This window comes from Palleronia aestuarii (assembly GCF_003253995.1).
GTDB lineage: Bacteria > Pseudomonadota > Alphaproteobacteria > Rhodobacterales > Rhodobacteraceae > Palleronia > Palleronia aestuarii.
The window spans coordinates 283,590-305,101 of the sequence record NZ_QKZL01000005.1 but is presented as its reverse complement, the minus strand read 5'-3'; the positions used below and the strand labels follow the sequence as shown (position 1 = coordinate 305,101).

Sequence of the window (21,512 nt, the reverse complement as noted above, 5' to 3'; positions counted from 1 at the left end):
CGCGCACCGGGGCGCGCGCCGCTTGGCATCGCCTGTCAGTAGTTCGACGTCTGCTGGACGCAGGTCTCGGTCCGGGTGTTGTACATCCCGCAATCGAGCTCCTTCCAGTCGGAGGTCAGGACGGCGCTGTCGGGCAGGTAATCGGTCCAGGCATCGCCCGGCACGGGGTCGGTTTCCGAGATGATGTCGAACTGACCGTCCTCGCGGATCTCGCCGATCAATACCGGCTTCGACAGGTGGTGATTGGTGCCCATGACGGCGGTGCCGCCCGTGAGGTTCGGGAATTCCTGGCCCCACATCGCTTCGCGCACTGCATCGACATCCGTGGTCCCGGCTTCCTCGACCGCGTTCACCCACATGTTGAAGCCGATGTAATGGGCTTCCATCGGGTCGTTCGTCACGCGGTTCTCGTCGCCGGTGAAGTCATGCCACGCGGCGATGAATTCTTCGTTCTCGGGCGTGTCGGCACTCATGAAGTAGTTCCACGCGGCGAGGTGACCGACGAGGTTCGACGTGTCGAGGCCCGAAAGCTCTTCCTCGCCGACCGAGAAGGCCACGACCGGAATGTCGGCTGCATCGATCCCTTGTGCGGCAAGTTCCTTGTAGAAACCGATATTGGCGTCGCCGTTGATCGTCGAGATCACGCCAACGAGGGAGCCGTCGGAGCCGAGCTCGACCACGTCAGACACGATCGTCGACCAGTCGGAATGTCCGAAGGGCGTGTAATTGACGAAGATGTCCTCCGACGCGATCCCCTTGTCCTGGAGGTAGCTCTCGAGGATGTTGTTCGTCGTGCGCGGGTAGACGTAGTCGGTCCCGAGCAGCGCGAATTTCTCGATACCGAGCTCCTCCAGGAAATAGTCGACCGCCGGGATCGCCTGCTGGTTCGGCGCCGCGCCGGTGTAGAAGACGTTCTTCGAGCTCTCCTCGCCCTCGTACTGGACGGGGTAGAACATCAGCCCGTTCAGTTCCTCGAGCACCGGCAGGACGGATTTACGGCTGACCGAGGTCCAGGAGCCGAAGATCACGTCGACCTCGTCCTCGGTCAGGAGCTGACGACCGAGTTCCGCGAAGCGCGGCCAGTCCGAGGCCGGATCGACGACGACGGCCTCGATATCGCATCCGAGGACGCCTCCCGCCTCGTTCTGCTGCTCGATGAGCATCTCCATGACGTCCTTCAGCGTCGTCTCGGAGATCGCCATCGTCCCGGACAGCGAGTGCAGCACGCCCACCTTCACCGGGCAGTCGGTTTCCTGGGCGACACCGGGCTGTGCGGCGACGCAAAGGGCGCCCGTGACGAAAAGCGATCGGATCAGCATCTAACATTTCCTCTATTTGGACACGACTTTCCGGATTTGCCCCGAGGGACACTCCGCCTGCCTGCAGACGCCAGATGTCTGGTGGCTCGCTGCAGAGCGTATTCCAAATTGAGACACGACGTGGCAGAGCCCAGTGAGGCCCATCGATTGCCATTCCCGACATCGCCGCCAAGTGAAGCGGTTTGCGGGGGGTTTGATCGAAATTTAAGCGTTGCTGCAGCCGCTTCCGCATCGACCTTCGCCCCCTGCCCATCAGGGGGCGGTCACACCACCAGAGCCAAAGGGGATCGGAAACGCGTTTCCAGCGAAGCCTTGATTACAGCTAATGCCGTAGACCATTCGGCCCCGAGCCTGCCCATGATCGGCCTCCGGCAAACCCATCGCGGTACGTAACCTTCGAATTAACTACCTTAACGGGAATGCTTTGCGGACTACGAGTCCGTCGTCGTAGGAGTCGCTTCGAAATATGGCCCGGGGTCACGGTGAATGTCGGATATTTGTTGGTTAAACCGTTCGTCGGATCGAGTTGCGTTTTCCGGTCCCGGCGGCTGGACAGTCACATATGCCGACCTCTCCGCGGATGTCACGTCATTCGCGGAGAGGATCACGTGCGGACGTGGTGTTTTTCTATTGCGATGCGATGGGACCTACCGGCAGTACGTCGCCTACCTCGCCGCTCTCTCGATACGGTGCCCGGTCGCGCTCGTCGATGGGTCTGCCGCCGGTTCCGGGCAGGCTTTTCCGGTCACGTATGATTACAGTCCCGGCGAGGATCTGCTTGAGATCGACGAAGGCGTCCCGCCGGAGATCCATGCGGACCTGGCGGTTCTCCTTTCGACCTCCGGCTCTACGGGCGCGGCGAAGAGCGTCCGGCTGTCACATGCCAATATCCGCGCGAACGCCGAGTCGATCATCGCGTATCTCGGGATCACGGGCGATGACAAAGCCGCCATGTCACTGCCGTTCCAGTACTCCTACGGCATGTCGGTGGTGAACTCGCACCTCCTGGCGGGCGCGGAGATCGTGCTGATGCCCGGCTCCGTATCGTCCCCGGAGTTCTGGGAGACGTTCAAGTCCCGCGGCTGCACGAGTCTCGCAGGGGTCCCGCACACGTTCGACCTGATCGAGCAGAGCCGGGTGGATACGTCCGGGCTCAAGACACTCAGGATGATGACCCAGGCGGGAGGGAAAATGCCGCCCGCCGCGATCGAAGCGTGGAGCGCGCGGTCCCGGGCCGAAGGCTGGTCCTTCGTCGTGATGTACGGTCAAACGGAGGCGGCGCCCCGGATGGCCTATCTGCCGCCGGAAGAAGCCCAGGCCAATCCCGGATGCATCGGCCGCGCCATTCCCGGGGGAACGCTTTCCGTCCGCAACGACGCGGGCGATATCCTGCCCGATGGAGAGGAAGGGGAGCTCGTCTACGAGGGGCCCAACGTCATGATGGGTTACGCGAGTTCGGCCGCCGATCTCGCATTGGGGCAAGGGCCGGGTGTCTTGCATACCGGGGACCTCGCGCGACGGCAGCCCAACGGACTCTTCGCGATCACCGGGCGGCAAAGCCGGTTCGTCAAACTTTTCGGCTACCGGATCTCTCTCGACGAGCTGGACGCGAAGGTGAAGCGCGACGGTATTTCCGCGGCATCTATCGCCATCGGTGAAGAGATCCATGTCGTGGCCGGGATCCCATCCGAGGATGCCGCCCGGTTGGCGGACGAGATCGATCGATGGCTCAAGTTCCCGCGCGGAACGGTGCGCGTCCATGCCGTCACCGACCTGCCGAGAAACGCGAATGGCAAGATCGACGGGCTCGGGATGCGGGCCGTCGCGGAAGCGGGTTCGGCCTCCGCCACCCCACCCGTGCGACCCGTCGGTCGCGATATGACAGCGGCGGAAATCTTTCGCGTGCATTTTCCCGCGTCCGACATCGACGACGACACGAGCTTCATCGATCTCGGGGGCGACAGCCTGAATTACCTCTCCGTGGCGCTTGATCTCGAGGCATCGGTCGGCGATTTGCCTGACGGATGGGAGAACTTGCCGGCGCGGGACCTGGATGCGCTGTCGGCGTCACGGCGCTCCACCGTGGCCGTGGACATGCCCACGCTCGTGCGCGCCCTGGCGATCGTTGCGATCGTCGCGGACCATTTTCAGCTTTTCGCCTACGGAGGCGGCGGGGCATTGTCACTCTTCCTCGTCGCGGGCTGGGCGTTTGGCGCGTTCACGCTTCCGTCCGTGTTGCGATCGGGCAGCATCGCCCCGATAGTCACTTTGGGCCTGCGTGTCGGGATCTTCACTGCGCTGATGGGTGCCGCGAATTGGGCGCTTACGGGCTATGGATCGTGGCCTGCGACGTTCTTCGTCTCGAACTGGGTCGGCCCGGACGTTCCCGGAGGCGCCTGGTTCGTCGAAGTCTACCTGCAATGCCTCCTGTTGATTTCGCTTCCCCTCCTGAGCCCGTCCGTCCGTTCGTTCTTCGCGATGAAGGGGTTCACCGCGCTGGCCGTGACGGCCGCGTGCGCTGCCCTTGCAGCGATCGCCCTCGATTCCGTACTCGACACCGATCATCTCTATCGGCGTCTACCGTTTCTCCTGGGATGGGTGTTCCTGCTCGGAATGGTGGCGCAGGCGGCGAGGAGTAGCGGCCAGAAGATGTGGGTCGCGCTGATCGCCGCGTCGGGGATCATGGGGTTCTACGGCATCGCCGTCTCGCCGTTCTTCGCCGTCGTGACATTCGCCATGATCTGGAGCCCGAAGCTTCGAATGCCGCGCCCTCTCGCCATACCAATTCGTTCGGTCGCGGCAGGTTCGCTGGCGATCTACCTGACGCATTTCCAGTTCGCGTCGGCTCTGGCAAAGGTTGGCCTGACACACCCGACCGTCTCGGTCATCGGATCGGTGATCGGGGGCGTCCTCGTATGGCGCATCTACCTGCGGATCGACCATCTCGTGACGAAGGCTCTGCCCGTCCAGTCGACCCGCGCGGCGAAGGATGGCCTGTCCTGAAACGATAGAGGGGCCGTCGACCCTCCCCGCCTCCATTGGCGCATCGGATGCAGGTTGGGGGCGGTCACACCATCGAGGCCAAACAAAATACAGCGCAACCGCAGGGTGCGCCGCCGCGGGCGGTAAAGCGCTAGCGCCTTTTCTCTGTATCGGCCACCAGCATCGGGGGGACGAGGTCGCGTGCCGTTCCCAAATGATACTCGATCGCCGCGACTACCGCCTCCCGATCGCTCGCCGCGATCGCCGCAAGAACCGGTTCATGGCTTCGCGCGATCTCGGCGGGGTCGTCATAGAGACGGCCGATCAGCATCACGCCCAGTCGCGTTTCGTTGGCGATCTGGTCAAAGACCTGAACGAAGCGGGCATTTCCGGAAGCGAGACAGATCGCCCGGTGAAAGGCGAGATCGGCGGAGATCATCGCAGTTACGTCGCACTCACCCTCCGCGGCCGCCTTGAGGCGGTCGAGCGCGGCGGTGAGCGCCGGCAGTGCCGCCGCCGCATCGCCCGCGATCAGGCGCAAGGCGGCCGCCGTCTCGATCGCGATCCTGAGCTCGTAGAGGTCGCGAAACCCCTCCGCGGCGATCTCGTGAACGAAGAAGCCGCGATTGGCCCGGTATCTCACGAGTCCTGAATTCTCGAGCAGTCGTGCCGCCTCGCGCACCGGTGCCCTGCTCACGCCCATGTCGCGCGCGATCGTCGATTCCGACAGCCGATCGCCCGGAGCAATCCGACCGGCGATGATCGCCTCCATGAGGGTTTCGGCGATCCGGTCGACCAGCCCCTCGCGATCAAGCGGTGCGAACTTTGCGGTTTCGATCGGTCCGTTCATGTCCGTCCTCGGCTTCATGGGACCTCTTCTACACCGTCTTTTGTCGAATGTCGACAATTCACTTGACAAGTGGCTTGGTTAATCAATGCTGAGGGTCATAGATGACGGAGGCTCACATGCCTGATGGCGCAATCCGAGAAACCACCGAGCACATCCGCCGGGATCTGGCAGCGGCCTATCGCCTGATCGCGCTCGAGGGGATGGACGATTCGATCTACACCCATATCTCCGCCAGACTTCCGGATGGGGCCGGCGGGGAGAAGAGGTTTCTGCTCAATCCCTACGGATTGCGCTTCGAGGAGGTGACGGCCGAGAGCCTCGTGACCATCGACGAGGCCGGCTCCGTGCTCGACGATCCCCTGGGCCTCGGCGTGAACGCGGCGGGCTTCACCATCCATTCCGCGGTTCACATGGCCCGGCACGACGCGCTTTGCGTGCTCCATACCCATACCGTGGCGGGCGTGGCCGTCTCTTCGGTCAAGGAAGGGCTCCTTAGCCTCAACCAGTGGTCGGCGCAGTTCCACGGGAAGGTGGCCTACCACGATTACGAGGGGATCGCGCTCGATCTGAGCGAGCGGGAGCGCATCGTGGAGGATCTCGGCGCGCTCTGGGTCATGATCCTGCGCAATCACGGGATGCTCGTCCTGGGCCGCTCCGTCGCCGAGGCGGTGAAGCTGGCGCTCAACCTCGAGCGCTCCTGCCGCGCGCAGGTCGCGGCCCTGGGTATGGGTCTGACGCCCGACATCCTGCCCGAGGCGGTCGCCGCCCATGCGGCCGCGCAATACCAGAAGGGCAACGACAAGAACGAGGCCACGGGCCGCGATCCCGAATGGGAGGCGATGCTCCGCCGCCTCGATCGTCTCGCCCCCAATTACGCCGGCTCTGCGCCATTGCCCCCCAACAGAGAGGGATCGACATCATGAAGCTGAAGATCACCACCGCACTCGCCACGGCCCTTCTTGCGCAAGGCGCCTTCGCCCAGGAACAGGGCGGGCGGCTCGATGTCGTCGTCCAGCCCGAGCCGCCGAGCCTGATGCTGGGCCTCGTGCAGAACGGTCCGACCCAGATGATCGCGGGAGAGATCTACGAAGGTCTCCTGCGATACGACACCGACCTCAATCCGATGCCGGGCCTTGCCGAGAGCTGGGAAATCTCCGAAGACGGGATGAGCTATACCTTCACCCTGCACGAGGGTGTGCTCTGGCATGACGGCGAGCCCTTTACCTCCGCCGACGTGAAGTTCTCCGCCGACGTCTTCCTGCGCGAGACCCATCCGCGGCTCCGCGCCAGCCTCGAATACGTCGAAAGCATCGAGACGCCCGACGACCGCACCGTGATCTTCAACCTCTCGGAGCCATTCGGACCCTTCATCAGCGTCTTCGAGGTCGGCACGATGCCGATGATCCCAGCGCATATCTACGAGGGCACGGACTTCGCCAACAACGACGCCAACAACACGCCGATCGGCACCGGTGCGTTCAAGTTCGAAAGCTGGGAGCGGGGCAGTTTCATCCACCTCGTCGCGAACGAGGACTACTACATCGACGATCTGCCCCATCTCGACGAGATCTACTACCGCGTCATCCCCGACGCCGCGTCCCGTGCCGTGGCGTTCGAAACCGGCGAGGTCGATGTCCTGCCCGGCGGATCGGTGGAGAACTGGGACGTGGCGCGCCTGTCGGAGGGCGACAATGCCTGCGTGACCTCCGAGGGCTGGGAATTCTTCGCCCCCCATGCCTGGATGTGGCTCAACAACCGCGAGGGTCCGACCTCCGACGTGCGTTTCCGCCAGGCTGTGATGTATGCGATGGATCGCCAGTTCATGGTCGACGTGGTCTGGAACGGGTTCGGCAAGGTCGCGACCGGTCCCGTCTCATCCAGCACCAATTTCTATACCGACGACGTGACGCAGTACGAATACGACCCCGATCGCGCCCGCGAACTGCTCGAGGAGATGGGCTACGACGGCGCGCCGGTACGTCTCCTGCCCCTGCCCTACGGCGAGACATGGCAGCGTTGGGCGGAGGCGGTGCGCCAGAACCTCCAGGAGGTCGGCATCAACACGGAGATCGAGGCGACCGACGTGGCCGGCTGGAACGAGGCCACGGCCCAGTGGGATTACGATATCGCCTTCACCTACCTCTACCAGTACGGCGACCCGGCGCTTGGCGTCTCGCGCACCTACACGATGGACCAGATCGAGCGCGGCAGCCCCTGGAACAATGTCGAGGGGTACGAGAACCCCGAACTCGACGAGAAATGGGCGGCCGCGGCGGGCACCGCCGATACGGAAGAGCGCCAGCGCCTCTATACCGAGATCCAGCAGGAGCTCGTCGACGACGTTCCGGTGGCCTGGCTGCAGGAACTCGATTTCCCCACGATCTACAATTGCAACGTGCAGAACCTCGTCACCACCGGCATCGGGCTGAACGACGGCCTGCGCGACGCCTGGATCGAGGAGTGATCCTCTCCCCGCGCGGACCCGGGTCCGCGCGTCCTGCCCCGAGGAAAGGTCCCTCATGGTGATCCTCACAGCGATCCTGAGCCGGCTGGCCAAGGCGATCCTCACGCTCCTCGCGATCGCGGTCCTGAACTTCTTCCTGATCCATGCCGCGCCGGGCGATCCGGCGGCGGTCCTGGCAGGCGAGGCCGGTGCCGCCGATCCGCAGTTCATTGCGCAATTGCGTGAACGGTTCGGCCTAGATCAGCCCTTCCACGTTCAGCTCTGGACCTATGTGAGCAACGTCCTGACGCTCGATCTGGGCTATTCGTTCCGACAGGACGCGCCGGTGAGCCAGCTCATCGCCGACCGCCTCCCCGCGACGCTCCTGCTCACGGCCACGGCCTTCGTCATCTCGCTCACGCTGGGCACCGCCTTCGGCGTCCTGGCCGCGTCGCAGCGCGGGCGCCCCGCCGACAGCTTGATCACCACCTTCGCGCTCCTCTTCTACGCCACCCCGCTCTACTGGGCGGCCCTGATGGCGATCCTCGTCTTCTCAGTTCAGCTGGGCTGGCTGCCGGGCTTCGGCTTCGAGACGGTGGGGGGCGGTTACGGCGGGCTCGAACGGGTCCTCGACGTGGCGCGCCATCTGGTCCTGCCGGCACTCACGCTGGGGCTCTTCTTCATGGCCGTCTACATGCGCCTCACCCGCTCCTCCATGCTCGAGGTCGCGCAGATGGATTTCGTGAAGACCGCCCGCGCCAAGGGCCTGCGCGGATCGGTGATCCAGCGCCGGCACATCCTGCGAAACGCCCTCCTGCCGGTCGTCACCCTCGCGGGCCTGCAGGCGGGACAGCTCGTCGGCGGTGCGGTCCTGACGGAGACGGTCTTCGCCTGGCCGGGCATCGGGCGGCTGATGTTCGAAAGCCTCGAGGCGCGGGACTATAACACCATCCTCGGCGTCTTCATCGTCTCCGCCGCGATGGTGATCCTCTTCAACATCGCCACCGACCTCATCTACCGCCTCATCGACCCCAGGATCGGAGCAAAGGCATGAAGCTGTGGAAACGTTTCGCCCGTAATCGCGCCGCATTGGTCGGCCTCGCCGTACTCATCGCAGTGATCGTCTTGGCGCTCGCCGCGCCTCTGCTCTATCCAGGCGGGCCGTGGCGGATGGTGCAACGCCCGTTCCTGCCGCCGATGGGCGTCGACGGACTCTATCTCGGGACCGATACGCTCGGACGCGACGTGGCCGCGGGGATCGTCTACGGCGCCCGGGTCTCGCTCCTCGTGGGCCTCGTCTCCACCCTCGTCGCGCTCTGCATCGGGGTGCCTCTCGGCGCGGTAGCGGGGTTCTACGGCGGCTGGACCGACGAGGGCGCCATGCGGTTCACGGAATTCTTCCAGACGATCCCGAACTTCGCGCTGGCCATCGTCCTCGTGGCGATCCTGCAACCGACGCTGGGCTCGATCACGCTCGCCATCGCCATCGTCTCCTGGCCGCCCGTGGCGCGGCTCGTCCGGGCCGAGGTCATGTCGCTCAGGAAACGCGAATTCGTCGACGCGGCGCATCTCGCCGGTCTCTCGCGGCCCCGCATCCTGATCTCCCAGGTCCTTCCGAACGCGGTCTCGCCCATCATCGTCATGGCCTCGCTCATGGTCGCCACGGCCATCCTTCTCGAAAGCTCTCTCGCCTTCCTCGGTCTCGGCGATCCAAATGCCATGTCTTGGGGCTACATGATCGGAGCTGCACGCACCGTGATCCGCTCCGCCTGGTGGCTGAGCTTCTTTCCGGGCATCGCGATCATCATCACGGTGCTCGCGCTGAACCTGATCGGCGAGGGGCTGAACGATGCGCTAAATCCCAATCTCGAACGCGCGGGCAAGCCATGACCGAGCCGATCCTGACCATCGAGCGGCTGACCATCGACCTGCCGCGGGGCGCCGACCGGCCGCATGCGGTGGAGAACCTGAGCCTCGAGCTTCGGCGTGGTGAAATCCTCTGCATGGTCGGCGAATCCGGCTCCGGCAAGTCGATGACCGCGAACGCGCTGATGGGGCTCCTGCCGGGCGGCGTGCGGGTCGGTGCGGGCCGCGCGCTCTTTCACGGCGGCGACGTCCTGCGGTTGACCGAGCGCGAGGCCCGCAAGATACGCGGGGCGCAGATCGCGATGATCTTCCAGGAGCCGATGACCGCGCTCAATCCGCTGATGCGCATCGGCGACCAGATCGCGGAGGTCTTCGCGGCCCATGACCGCCATTCCGCCTCCGAACGGCAGGCCCGCGCGCTCGACCTCATCCGCGAGGTACAGCTTCCCGATCCCGAGCAGATCATCCGCGCCTATCCATTCCAGCTTTCGGGCGGGCAGCGCCAGCGGGCCCTCATCGCCATGGCGCTCGCGCTCGAGCCGGACATCCTGATCGCCGACGAGCCCACCACGGCGCTCGACGTGACGACGCAGGCGCAGATCCTGCGCCTGATCCTCGATCTGCGCGACCGGCGCGGCATGGCGGTCATGTTCATCACCCACGATTTCGGCGTCGTGGCCGAGATCGCCGACCGCGTCATCGTGATGCGCTACGGCAAGGTGGTCGAGGCCGGGCCCGCGGAGAAGGTCCTGAAGTCCCCCGAGGACGGCTATACCCGCGCCCTTCTCGACGCGATCCCCACGGGACACGTGCCGCAGAACGCGGCGGTCGAGGACGCGCCCGCGCTCGAGGTGAGGAACCTCTGCAAGACCTACCGCACCGGTGGGGGTTTCAGGCGCAAGGCCCGCACCGTGACGGCGGTGAACGACGTGAGCCTCACCGTCGCGCGCGGCGAGGTTCTGGGCCTCGTCGGCGAAAGCGGATCCGGCAAATCCACGCTCGGCCGTGCCATCGTACGACTCGTCACCCCGGACAGCGGACAGGTCGTGGTGGGCGGCACCGACCTCGCCACGCTTTCCGAGGAGGAGATGCGGCGCCAGCGCAACAAGGTGCAGATGGTTTTCCAGGATCCCTACGCCTCGCTCAATCCGCGTCAGCGTATCATCCGCGCGCTCATCGACGGCCCCGTCGCGCGCGGCGTACCGAAGGACAAGGCTCGTGCCCGGGCGCGCGAACTGCTCGACATTGTGGGGCTCGGGGCGGACAGCGCGGACCGATTCCCGCACGAGTTCTCCGGCGGCCAGAGGCAGCGGATCGGCATCGCGCGCGCGCTCGCGATGGATCCCGAACTCATCATCGCCGACGAGGCGGTCTCGGCCCTCGACGTCTCGATCCAGGCGCAGGTCCTCGATCTGCTGCGCGACCTCAGGGCGCGCATGAAGCTCTCGATCCTCTTCATCACCCACGACCTGCGCGTCGCGGCGCAGCTCTGCGACCGGATCGCGGTGATGCAGAACGGACGGATCGTGGAGGTCGGGCCGGTCCACGACGTGTTCCTCTCGCCGCAGGAAGAGTACACGCGGACGCTACTCGCCGCCGTTCCGGGCGCCGATTGGGCCCGCGAGACCGCGGTCGCATCGTGACGGCATCGAGGAACCCAAATCCCCGAAAAGGGCAATCAGGCGGGACACCCGGCCCGCGCGCCGGATCTCCGGCAGGAAAGGACGCATCATGAGCGTGGACGCGACGACGAAGACCGATCTGGGCGAGATGGGCGCGGGAGAGCTCTCGCGCCTCTACGCCTCCGGGGAGGCGTCCCCGGTCGAGGCCGTCCGGACGAGCTTCGAGCGCATCGCGCGGTTCGACGGGGCGGTGAATGCCTTCGTCCATCTCGACGAGACGGGCGCGATGGAGGCGGCGCACGCCTCGGAGGCACGCTGGAAGGCGGGCGAGCCGCGTGGCCCCCTCGACGGCGCGGCGGTAACGATCAAGGAATTGACGCCGGTCGAGGGCTGGCCCTGGCGCCGCGGCTCGGCCCTGCTGTCCGAGGTGGTGGCTGGTCACGAGATCCTCATCGTGGAGCGGCTGCGTGCGGCCGGCGCCGTCCTGATCGGCGCCACGGCCTCGCCCGAACTGGGCTGGAAGGGCCTCACCCACGGCCCCTTCAACGGCAATACCGTCAATCCCTGGAACACGTCCCGTGCCTCGGGCGGTTCTTCGGGCGGCGCCGCGGTCGCGGCCGCGCTCAACATGGGCACGCTGCACGAAGGGTCGGACGGCGCGGGCTCGATCCGCATTCCGGGCAGCTTTTGCGGTGTCTTCGGCATCAAGCCCACCTTCGGCTGGATCCCCGCCGACGCCCCCTCGCCCCTGCGCGAACTGGCCCATCGCGGCCCCCTGACGCGCAGCGTCGCCGACAGTGCGCTGTTTCTGAACGCCGTCACGGGCGCCTCCCCGCGTGCGCTCTACGGCGATTGCCCACCCTCCGTGCCGGACTGGACCGAGATAATCGCGGGCGGCGTAAACGGACTGCGCGTGGGGCTCTGCCTCGATCTCGGACAGGGCGGTGTGGAGCCCGACGTCCGCGCGGCGATCCTGCGGACGGCCGAGAGGCTGGCCGATCTCGGGGTGCGGGTCGACGAGGTTTCCTCGCCCTTCGCCTCGCCGCTCGAGGCGCTGCAGACGATCTGGTTCGCCGCGGAGTCCGCGAGCGTCGACGCCATCGCGAAGACCGAGGCGGACCGTGCCGCGCTCGATCCGGGCCTGCGCGCCATCGCCGACAAGGGGCGCGAGATCTCCGCCCGGCGCTATATCGAGGCGCTGGCCACGCGGGCCGAGCTGAAGGTCGCCATGGCGAAGTTTCACACGACCTACGACGCGCTCCTGACGCCCACGATGCCGCGCACCGCCCTGCCCGCGGGCATCGATCTGCCGCACAACGAGGGGATGTCGGACTGGACCGAATGGAGTCCGTTCACCTACCCCTTCAACCTGACGGGCCAGCCGGCGGTGACCGTGCCGTGTGGTTTCGATGCGGGCGGTCTGCCGATCGGGGCGCAGTTCGCCGCAGCGCGGTTCCGCGACGAGGTGGTCCTGCGGCTCGCCGCCGCTTACCAGGGCGCCCATCCCGAACCCTTCCCCGACATGCCTCGCGACGATGCGGCCTGAACCCCTTGCGGCGCCGGGTCTCGATCCGAGCCTCGCCGACATCGCGCCGCAGATCACGCCCGAGGTCGCGGCGGAGATCGCACGCGTGCATTATGGCGTCGTGGGCGCGGCGACATCCCTGCCCGGAGAGAAGGACAGCAATTTTGCGATCACGTCGGAGTGCGGCACGCGTCTCTTCCTCAAGATCGTCAGCCCCGGCGAGCCGCCGGAGATTTCCGACTTCCATACCGAAGCGCTTGTCCATCTCGAGGCCCGAGCCGCCGAGCTTCCAATCCTGCGTCTGCGCCGCACCCTGACCGAGGCGCCGTCGCTGCGGCTCGATTTCGGGGCAGGCGACAGGCGGACCGTCCGGGCGACGAGTTTCGCCCACGGCCGCGCGCAGACCGACTGCCACCGCAACGCCGCACAAAGCCGTGCGATCGGCGCCGTCGCCGCGCGCCTGCAGACGGCGCTTGCCGATTTCCGCCACCCGGCCGACGGCCATCGCACCACCTGGGATCTCGCCAGAGCCGGCGAGCTGCGCGACCTTCCGGTTCGTTTCCCCGAGGCGGCGCAATCGCGCCGCGTAGCCCGTGCCCTCGCGGCGTTCGACGAGCGCGTCACCGCGGATCTGCCGAGGCAGGTGGTTCATAACGACATGAACACCGACAACGTCCTGATGGACCCCCGGGACCCCGCCCGCGTCAGCGGCATCATCGATTTCGGCGACATGGTCCGCACGGCGCGGGTCTTCGACGCGGCCATCGGCGCCGCCCACCAGATGGGCCGGTCCGAGGATCCGCTCGACCCCGCCTGCGCCTTCCTCTCGGGATTCTCCGCCGAACGGCCGCTCGACGAGGCGGAGATCACCCTCCTGCCCGCCGCGATCGAAGCACGCATGGCGATGCGCGTCCTGATCCCGCAGGCCCGTGCCGACCGCCTCCCGGAGCGGAGGGCCTACATCCTGCGCAACAGCTCCGATGTCTGGCGGCAGTTCGACCGTCTCGACGCAATGCCGCGCGACAGGATCGCCGGACGCATCGCGGAGGCGTGCGCCCGATGAGCGAGACCACGATCGAACGGCGGCGCCGGCTTCTGGGCGGCTCCTACCGCCTCTTCTACGACGAACCGCTCGAGATCGTCCGGGGCGACGACGTCTGGCTCCACGACAGCGCGGGACGGCGGTATCTCGACGCCTACAACAACGTGCCCTGTGTCGGTCACGCCAACCCGCGGGTGGCCGCCCGCGTTGCCGAGCAGATGGGGCGGCTCAACACCCATACGCGTTATCTCGACACGGCGATCCTCGACTATTCCGAAGCGCTGCTCGACACCTTCCCGGACGCGATCTCGCAGGTAATGTATACCTGTACGGGATCCGAAGCGGTCGATCTCGCGCTTCGGATCGCCGCCCGGCACAACGGCGGCGCAGGCATCGTCGTGACCGACAACGCCTATCACGGCACGAGCGCGGCGGTCGCCGCGATCTCCCCGTCCCTCGGACCCGGTGTGCCGATCGGGCCGCATGTGCGCACCGTCGCCCCGCCGCTCGATGGCGACGGCGACGCTTTCGCGGGGCGGATCGCCGCCGCTTTCGCCGATCTCGCGCGTCACGGCATCACGCCGCTGGCGTTCATCGCCGACGGCATCTTTTCCTCCGACGGGGTCGTCGCCGATCCGCCGGGACTTCTCGCTCCCGCCCTTGACGCGGTCCATGCGGCCGGGGCGCTTTATATCGCCGACGAGGTCCAGCCGGGTTTCGGCCGTCTCGGACCGGATATGTGGGGGTTCGCACGGCATGGGATCACGCCCGACCTCGCCGTGATGGGCAAGCCGATGGGGGGCGGCCTGCCGATCGCCGCGGTCGCGCTCCGCCCCGAGATCGGTGCGGCGTTCGGAGAGACGGTACGCTACTTCAACACCTTCGCCGGTGGTCATGTGACGATCGCGGCCGCCGCGGAGGTGCTTTCGATCCTGACGGAGCCCGGCTTCCTCGACCGCGTGGGTGAGAGCGGCACACATCTCCGCACGGGCCTCCGTGCGCTTGCCGACAGGTCGGAGGCTATCGTCGAGGTGCGCGGCGCGGGCCTTTTCGCCGGAGTGGAGATGGCTGTCCCCGCGGGCCGGATCGTCGAGGCGATGCGACGCCGCGGGGTCCTCCTCAATGCATCCGGCCCCAAGGGCGACGTCCTGAAGATCCGCCCGCCATTGACGTTCACGCCGGCGCATGGGGATCTGCTTCTCGATGCCTTGTCGGACGCCCTGGAAGAGGTCGCCTGACCGGTGCCCTTTTTGCCGAGAGCGGATAAGGCCCAACCTGCGAACTCCGATCGTGCGAGGGATACACCCAGATTGGGTTGACGGTATCGGCGAAACTCCGGTGCCCAGTCGCGCCAGTATCCGACGCTCGCGTGGGGCAATGCGGGATGTTTGATCTTTCACGAGAGCATAGCAGCTTCCTTGCACTCGCGTCCGTCTCAGCGGCACGTGACTAGCAGGCGCGTTCGGGAAGCGCGTGCGCTTGGATCACGTTCCAGCCAATCTCCCCCATGCGGATGCATGAGGGGATATTTCGCAGATGCGCCCGATCAGGCGTCGGGATCGCCCTCGCCCTCGGTCCGCTCGGGGGCGCGATCGGGCCAGAAGCGGATGCCGGGGCGGGCCTCGCCACCGCCGAGGGCGGCCACGGTCCCGTCCGCGCGCCAGCAGGCCGCGCCCTCCATCACGCCGTCCGCTCCGAAGGAGATGGCGTTCATCCCGCCGCCGACATGCGGCATCACGCGCACCTCGTGGCCGCGCGCGCGAAGCGCCGGGGCCATCGGTTCCAGCGCCCTCTCGACCTCGAGATGATGCCCCTCGGTCCAGATCCGCGGCGATTCGATCGCCTCCTGAAGCGGCATGGCGTGATCCACGAGATTGACGATGGCCTGCAGCGCGGAGGGAAAGATCCGCAGGCCGCCGGGAAGCCCCAGGGCGAAACGGATCCGCCCGTCCTTCAGGACCATCATCGGCGCCATCGAGGTGGGCACCCGCTTGCCCGGCGCGACCGAAAGCGCCCGTCCCGGATGGGGATCGAAGTTCATCATGTAGTTGTTCGGGATGATCCCGGTCCCGGGCACCATGAAACGCGCACCGAAGATCCCGTTGATCGTATGCGTCGCGGAGACGACGTTGCCGTCGCGATCGGCCACGGTCACATGGGTGGTGTCGGCGCTCTCGTATGCGCTGGACCCTCCGTCTCGCGCGACGCCGTCCAGACGGGCCAGCGAGGCTTCGGCATAGGCCTTCGAAGTCAGCTTCTCCACCGGAACATCGACGAAATCCGGGTCCCCGCTCGTCGCGCGCCGATCCTCGAAGGCCAGCCGTATCACCCTCGCCATGAGGTGCAGCCCCTCCTTCGTCCCGAACCCGAGCCCCGCGACGTCGAAATGCTCGAGCAGGTTCAGCATCTCCACGACGTGCACGCCGGAGGAGGCGGGCGGCGGCGGGCCGATCACCTCGTGCCCGCGATAGCTCCCCCGGATCACCTCCCGCTCGCGCACCTCGTAGGCCGCGAGATCGTCACGGTCGAGCCATCCGGCATCCTCGCCGCCGGTGGCGATCCGGTCCGCGAGGGCCGCGCCGAGCGCGCCGCCATGAAGCGCCGCCGCGCCGTCCTTCTCGATGTGCGCGAGCGCCTCGGCGAAATCTCCCTGGACGAGACGGTCGCCCGCCCGGAGCGGCGTGCCGTTCGGCATCATCAGGTTCGAGATCGCCGGATCGCGGGCGAAGTCCGACGCCGCCTCCCCGATTGCGCCGGCGAGGTAATGCGTCACCGCGAAGCCGCGGCGCGCGAGCCCGATGGCGGGCGCGATCACGTCGGCGAAGGGAAGCTTGCCAAACCGCTCCTGCATTCCGCACCAGGCGGCCAGGTTGCCGGGCACCGCGACGGCGGTGGGCCCAAGTTTCGAGCGCTGCCCCACCGTTTCCATATGATCGGGCGGCTCGTCGGAGACGGGCTCGTAGCTGTCCGCCTTCATCGCGGCCGGGGCGTAGGCGAGCCCGTCGATCACCCGGTGAGACCCATCGGCAAGGCGAATATGCGCCATGCCGCCGCCCGCGATGCCCACCATCATCGGCTCGACCACGCAGAGCGCGAGGAGCGAGGCCACCGCCGCATCGACGGCGTTGCCGCCAGCGGCGAGCATCTCGTATCCGGCAGCCGTCCCCCGCGGATGGTTGGTCACGACCACGCCGCCGTATCCCCTTGCCGGTGTCTTCTCTGGTGTCATCAGACGATCCTTTCTTCCTGTCGGCCGGCCGGAACCGAGTTCGGGCCCTAGAGGCCCGGGCGGCGCACATGTGTCAGCGCAACGCGGCCATGAGTTTAGGCATGGGTTGCAGATGACGGTCGAGCACGTCGAGCGCCGCCGCCTCGTCCTGCGCCTGCAGCGCCTCGACCAATTCGCGATGCTCGCTCTCGATGATATCGTTCTTGCCCACACCCAGCTGGAGGGAAAGCATCGCCACCCGCGTGAGGCTCGCTCGAAGGCTGTCGAAGACCTGTAGGAGGACCTGGTTGCCACTCGCGGCAATCACCTGTCGGTGAAAGAGGCGGTTGATCTCGACGCAGGCGGGCAGATCGGTGGGGTCGAGCGCCTCGTGCCTGCGACAGATCTCTAGGAGATCGTCGGGGACGGGCCGGGACTCGCGGCAGATACGGCTGACCGCATGCCGCTCGATGATGCTGCGCACCTCGAAGAGGTCGCGCAATTCTTCCGCCGAGAGCGGCTTGACCAGCGCGCCGCGCCGGGGATGCAATTCAACGAACCCTTCCGCCGCAAGGCGATTAAGGGCCTCTCGCACCGGCGATCTCGATACGCCGGTCGCCTCGCAGGCGGTGGCCTCCTCGATGAACTCGCCGGGTGCGAAGTCCCCCGCGATGATGCCGGCGCGAATGCCCCGGTAGGCCCGTTCACGAGCCGATTCCGATGGAATTCGCGGTTCGCCGATCTTTTGCGCAGGATGCATGCCAAGCGATTTGTCCAAGCGGTATCTCCTCGCGGCCCGGCCCATTCTCCTTACCAAAGGTCACACTGGGCTGGACAGACCCGAATTCTTCCTCTTGTATACACGACGTAGACAGGACGGCAATGGAATCGACTCGATGGATGGATCGCAGGAGATCAATCGGAAGACCTGGAGGGTCGGCGTCGATTCCGGAGGGACCTTCACCGACATCTGCATGTTCGACGAGGAGACCGGACGTTTCGCGGTCTGGAAGGTCCCCTCGACACCGGACGATCCGTCACGGGGTATCAGCGACGCCGTCGCCCAGGGTATGCGCAACCGGACGGATGCCCGGAGCGATCCGGCGCGCGCGATCGCCTATCTCGGACATGGCACGACGGTCGCGACGAACGCGCTCATCACCCATCGCGGCGCGAAGGTAGGCCTCCTGACGACGGACGGGTTCCGGGACCTGCTCGAGGTCGGCCGGCAGAAGCGCCCCGATCTCTACGACATCTTCGCCGACAAGCCGATCACCCTCGTCCCGCGCGCGCTGCGCTTCGAGGTGCCCGAACGTGTCCTGCATACCGGGGAGATCCTCGCCCCGCTCGACGAGGCGGCGGTGCGAGACCGGGCGCGCGCGATGCGGCGGGCGGGCGTGGAGGCCGTGGCGATCTGCTTTCTCTATGCCTTCGTCAACCCCGCCCACGAAAAGGCCGCGCGCCGCATCGTGGCCGAAGAGCTTCCGGATGCATTCATCACGGCAAGCCACGAGATCGCGCCTGAATTCCGCGAGTTCGAGCGCCTCTCGACCAGTACGGTCAACGCCTATCTCGGGCCGATCATGCATCGCTACATCAGCCGTCTCGCGCCCCGGCTCGAGGAGCTGGGCCTCGGCGTAGCGCCGCATCTGACACAATCGAACGGCGGCGTCGTGCGGTTCGAGGCGGCGGCGGAGACGCCCGTACGCGCCGTGCTCTCGGGCCCCTCTACCGGCGTGGTCGCGGCACAGGCGATCGGCGCGGCCTCGGGCTTTGCAGACGTCATCACCTTCGACATGGGCGGCACGTCGAGCGACGTGGCGCTCCTCGCCGGGGGCGAGGTCGTTCTGACGAGCGAGAGCGTGGTCCACGGCTATCCGATAAAGGCGCCGATGCTCGACATCCATACGGTGGGCGCGGGCGGCGGATCCATCGCGCGGATCGATGCGGGCGGACTTCTGAAGGTCGGCCCCGAAAGCGCGGGCGCCGATCCGGGCCCGGTCTGCTACGGGCGGGGCGCGACGGAGCCGACCGTGACCGATGCGAACATCGTGCTGCAGGTGCTCAACCCCACCCATCTTCTCGGCGGTCGGATGGAGGTACGGCGCGATCTTGCGATAGACGCGATCGGCGTCATGGCCGAAACCCTCGGCATGGGGCCTATGGAGACGGCGCAGGGCATCATCTCCGTCGTCACCGCGAACATGGCCAAGGCGATCCGGGTGATCTCCGTCCAGAAAGGGCACGATCCCCGCGCCTACGCGCTGATGGCCTTCGGCGGCGCGGGCCCGCTCCATGCCGTGCGGCTCGCGCAGGAGCTCGGGATGACACGGGTGATCGTGCCGCCCACGCCCGGCACACTCTGCGCTTTGGGCCTGCTGCTCACCGATCTGCGGGCGGATTTCTCCCAGACCCGCCTGATCCCCCTCGAAGAGGCCGCCATCGACGAGATCGCCGCTGCCGTCGGACAGGCCGAGGCGGAGGCCAGGGATTGGTTCGACGCGGAGGGGATCGCCCCCGACCGCCAGAACTTCTCGCGCCGGATCGACATGCGCTACGAAGGGCAGAATTACGAGTTGTCCATCGCGGTGCCCGAGGGCGAGATCACGTCGCGCACACTCGAGACGCTGGCCGCGCGCTTCGCCGAGGCCCATGACCGTCTCTACGGCTTTTCGGTCGAGGGGGAGCGGATCTTCTGCGTGACCTTCCGCGCCGAGGCCTCGGGCTCGGTCGACAAGGCCACCCTCCCGCATCGTCCGCTGGGCGATGCCGACCCAATGACGGCCGTGATCGGCACGCGGTCGGTCTGGTATCCCGAGACGCGCGATTTCGCGGAAACCGTTCTCTACGACCGCGACCGACTGGCGCCCGGCATGAAGATCGAGGGGCCGGCCATCGTGGAGCAGATGGATACGACCACGCTCGTTCCTCCGGGCGTCACCGGCGCGGTCGACGCGACCGATACGCTCATCCTGGAGGTGCCGCGATGACCCGTGCCACGTCGCTCGATCCGATCACCGTGGAAGTGATCGGCGCCGCGCTCTCCTCGATCGTCGACGAAACCGGCGAGGCGCTCGTCCGGGCGTCCTACTCGACCAACATCAAGGAGCGGCGCGACTGCTCCACGGCGCTCTTCGATCTGGAGGGGCGCACGCTCTGCCAGGCGGAGCACGTTCCGGTGCATCTGGGCAGCTTCCTCGACTTCATCCCGATGGTGATGGCCGAACACGATCCGGCAGAGATGCGGCCCGGCGACGCTTTCGTCGGCAATGACGCCTATCTCGGGGGCGGCACCCACCTGCCCGACATCGTGCTCGCGGAGCCGATCTTCGTCGACGGCCGGATGGTCGCCTGGACGGTGAATCTCGCGCATCATTCCGATTTCGTCGATCGCGGCCATGCACATATCTACCAGGAAGGGCTGCGGATCCCGCCGATCCGCCTCTGCCGCGCGGGCGAGATGCAGCAAGACGTGCTGAACCTCATCCTGCACAATTGCCAGGTGCCGCGGGAACGGCTTTCCGACCTGCGGGCGCAGCGGGCCGCGAACCGCGTGGGCGTGCAGCGCTTCCAGGAACTCTGCGCGCGCCACGGGGCGGAGACGGTCCTCGCCGCGGGCGAGGCACTTCTCGACTATGCGGAGCGGAAGATGCGCGCGGGGCTCGCGGCCCTGCCCGACGGGCGCTGGAGGTTCGAGGACGTCTTCGACAATCTCGAAGTGCCCGAGCCGCTGCCCCTTGCCGTGACGATCACGATCGCGGGTGGCGACATCGCGCTCGACTTCGAGGCACCGCCGCAGACGCGCACGGGCATCAACATGACCCGCACCGCGCTTCTCGCCACGGTCTACTATATCGTGAAATCCGTCGTCGATCCGACGGTCCTGCCGAATGCGGGCCTCTCGCGGCCGATCACGGTCACCGCCCCCGACGGAAGCCTCCTAAGCTGCGCGCATCCCGCGGCCGTCAACGGGCGGGTCCAGACCTGCCAGAGGGTCGCCGACCTGATCCTCGGGGCCTTCGCGCAAGCCGTGCCGGAACGCGTCTCCGCCTGCACCAACTCGGCCTGCACCGTGGCACTCTTTTCCGGCACGCGAACGAGCGGGCCTTCGGCGGGCGAGTACTGGATCTATCTCGAGACGATCGGCGGCGGCGGCGGTGCGCGCCCGGATGCGGACGGGCTCGACGGCATCCACGTCCATACCACCAACACCTCCAACCTGCCCGTGGAGGCGCTCGAGGTCGAGTATCCCCTGATCCTCGAGCGCTACGAACTCGTCGACGGATCGGCCGGACCGGGTCGGCAGCGCGGCGGGATGGGCCTCAGGCGCGTCTACCGCGCCACGGAGGATTGCATGGTCGGCGTCGATATCTCGCGCAACCGTTCGCGGTCCTGGGGCCTGCAGGGCGGTGGCGAAGGCGGCCACGGGAGCTTCCGCGTCTCACCTGAGGCCGCGCCGTTCGAGCGGGGCCGCGGTGTCCTGCGGGCGGGCGAATGGCTGGAGGTCGTGACGCCCGGTGGCGGCGGCTATGGCCGGGCCGAGGAACGCGAAGACGATATCGATATGGAGACCCTCGCGGCCGAATAGGCCCGTTCGCGACAATCGACGGGACGCGGCCGCCAAGAGCCCGCCCGACCAACAAAGGAGATCGATC

15 protein-coding genes are annotated in these 21,512 nt (G+C 66.9%); 11 read left to right on the top strand and 4 right to left on the bottom strand.

The features are described from left to right. Nucleotides 1-35 precede the first annotated feature (35 nt). On the bottom strand, nucleotides 36-1,319 hold the full coding sequence (gene urtA / locus LX81_RS08960) for an urea ABC transporter substrate-binding protein (RefSeq protein WP_111536950.1): 1,284 nt from the start codon (nucleotides 1,317-1,319) through the stop codon (nucleotides 36-38). Nucleotides 1,320-1,949: 630 nt separating this feature from the next. On the opposite strand from urtA, the gene LX81_RS08955 reads away from it, so the two are divergent. Then, nucleotides 1,950-4,322, top strand: a complete 2,373-nt coding sequence (locus tag LX81_RS08955) for a non-ribosomal peptide synthetase (RefSeq protein WP_170133890.1) — start codon at nucleotides 1,950-1,952, stop codon at nucleotides 4,320-4,322. 130 nt (nucleotides 4,323-4,452) lie between these two features. Here LX81_RS08955 and LX81_RS08950 read toward each other — a convergent pair whose 3' ends face one another. Next, nucleotides 4,453-5,169, bottom strand: a complete 717-nt coding sequence (locus tag LX81_RS08950) for a GntR family transcriptional regulator (RefSeq protein ID WP_234822543.1) — start codon at nucleotides 5,167-5,169, stop codon at nucleotides 4,453-4,455. A 98-nt stretch (nucleotides 5,170-5,267) separates the two neighbouring features. Between LX81_RS08950 and LX81_RS08945 the strand changes: the two genes are divergently transcribed. The 8 genes from LX81_RS08945 (at nucleotide 5,268) to LX81_RS08910 (ending at nucleotide 14,887) form a co-directional block, all read left to right on the top strand. After that, entirely contained in the window at nucleotides 5,268-6,074 is an 807-nt protein-coding gene (locus tag LX81_RS08945; RefSeq protein ID WP_111536947.1) for a class II aldolase/adducin family protein, read from the top strand. Beyond that, nucleotides 6,071-7,615 carry an ABC transporter substrate-binding protein gene (locus LX81_RS08940; protein ID WP_111536946.1) on the top strand — a complete coding sequence of 515 codons (1,545 nt, stop codon included), beginning with the start codon at nucleotides 6,071-6,073 and terminating at the stop codon, nucleotides 7,613-7,615. The genes LX81_RS08945 and LX81_RS08940 overlap by 4 nt, the downstream gene beginning before the upstream one ends. Before the next feature lie 55 nt (nucleotides 7,616-7,670). Further along, complete coding sequence (locus LX81_RS08935; RefSeq protein WP_111536945.1) at nucleotides 7,671-8,648, top strand: ABC transporter permease; 978 nt, start codon at nucleotides 7,671-7,673, stop codon at nucleotides 8,646-8,648. Then, a complete protein-coding gene (locus LX81_RS08930) occupies nucleotides 8,645-9,484 on the top strand; it encodes an ABC transporter permease (RefSeq protein WP_111536944.1) in 840 nt (279 codons plus the stop codon). Before LX81_RS08935 ends, LX81_RS08930 begins: the two co-directional genes overlap by 4 nt. Further along, entirely contained in the window at nucleotides 9,481-11,103 is a 1,623-nt protein-coding gene (locus LX81_RS08925; RefSeq protein WP_111536943.1) for an ABC transporter ATP-binding protein, read from the top strand. The genes LX81_RS08930 and LX81_RS08925 overlap by 4 nt, the downstream gene beginning before the upstream one ends. Before the next feature lie 88 nt (nucleotides 11,104-11,191). Next, a complete protein-coding gene (locus LX81_RS08920) occupies nucleotides 11,192-12,628 on the top strand; it encodes an amidase (protein WP_211322731.1) in 1,437 nt (478 codons plus the stop codon). Then, the gene (locus LX81_RS08915) at nucleotides 12,618-13,670 is read left to right on the top strand and encodes a phosphotransferase (RefSeq protein WP_111536942.1); all 1,053 of its coding nucleotides are present in this window, start codon (nucleotides 12,618-12,620) and stop codon (nucleotides 13,668-13,670) included. Before LX81_RS08920 ends, LX81_RS08915 begins: the two co-directional genes overlap by 11 nt. Beyond that, on the top strand, nucleotides 13,667-14,887 hold the full coding sequence (locus LX81_RS08910; RefSeq protein WP_111536941.1) for an aspartate aminotransferase family protein: 1,221 nt from the start codon (nucleotides 13,667-13,669) through the stop codon (nucleotides 14,885-14,887). The genes LX81_RS08915 and LX81_RS08910 overlap by 4 nt, the downstream gene beginning before the upstream one ends. Nucleotides 14,888-15,195: 308 nt before the next feature. Here LX81_RS08910 and ggt read toward each other — a convergent pair whose 3' ends face one another. Both ggt and LX81_RS08900 read right to left on the bottom strand, forming a co-directional pair. After that, entirely contained in the window at nucleotides 15,196-16,878 is a 1,683-nt protein-coding gene (gene ggt / locus LX81_RS08905) for a gamma-glutamyltransferase (RefSeq protein ID WP_111536940.1), read from the bottom strand. Nucleotides 16,879-16,951: 73 nt separating this feature from the next. After that, nucleotides 16,952-17,635 (bottom strand): GntR family transcriptional regulator, encoded by a 684-nt coding sequence (locus LX81_RS08900; RefSeq protein ID WP_234822542.1) that lies wholly within the window; start codon nucleotides 17,633-17,635, stop codon nucleotides 16,952-16,954. A 118-nt stretch (nucleotides 17,636-17,753) separates the two neighbouring features. Between LX81_RS08900 and LX81_RS08895 the strand changes: the two genes are divergently transcribed. Both LX81_RS08895 and LX81_RS08890 read left to right on the top strand, forming a co-directional pair. Continuing rightward, entirely contained in the window at nucleotides 17,754-19,847 is a 2,094-nt protein-coding gene (locus LX81_RS08895) for a hydantoinase/oxoprolinase family protein (RefSeq protein ID WP_111536939.1), read from the top strand. Continuing rightward, entirely contained in the window at nucleotides 19,844-21,445 is a 1,602-nt protein-coding gene (locus LX81_RS08890; RefSeq protein ID WP_111536938.1) for a hydantoinase B/oxoprolinase family protein, read from the top strand. The genes LX81_RS08895 and LX81_RS08890 overlap by 4 nt, the downstream gene beginning before the upstream one ends. Nucleotides 21,446-21,512: the final 67 nt, after the last annotated feature.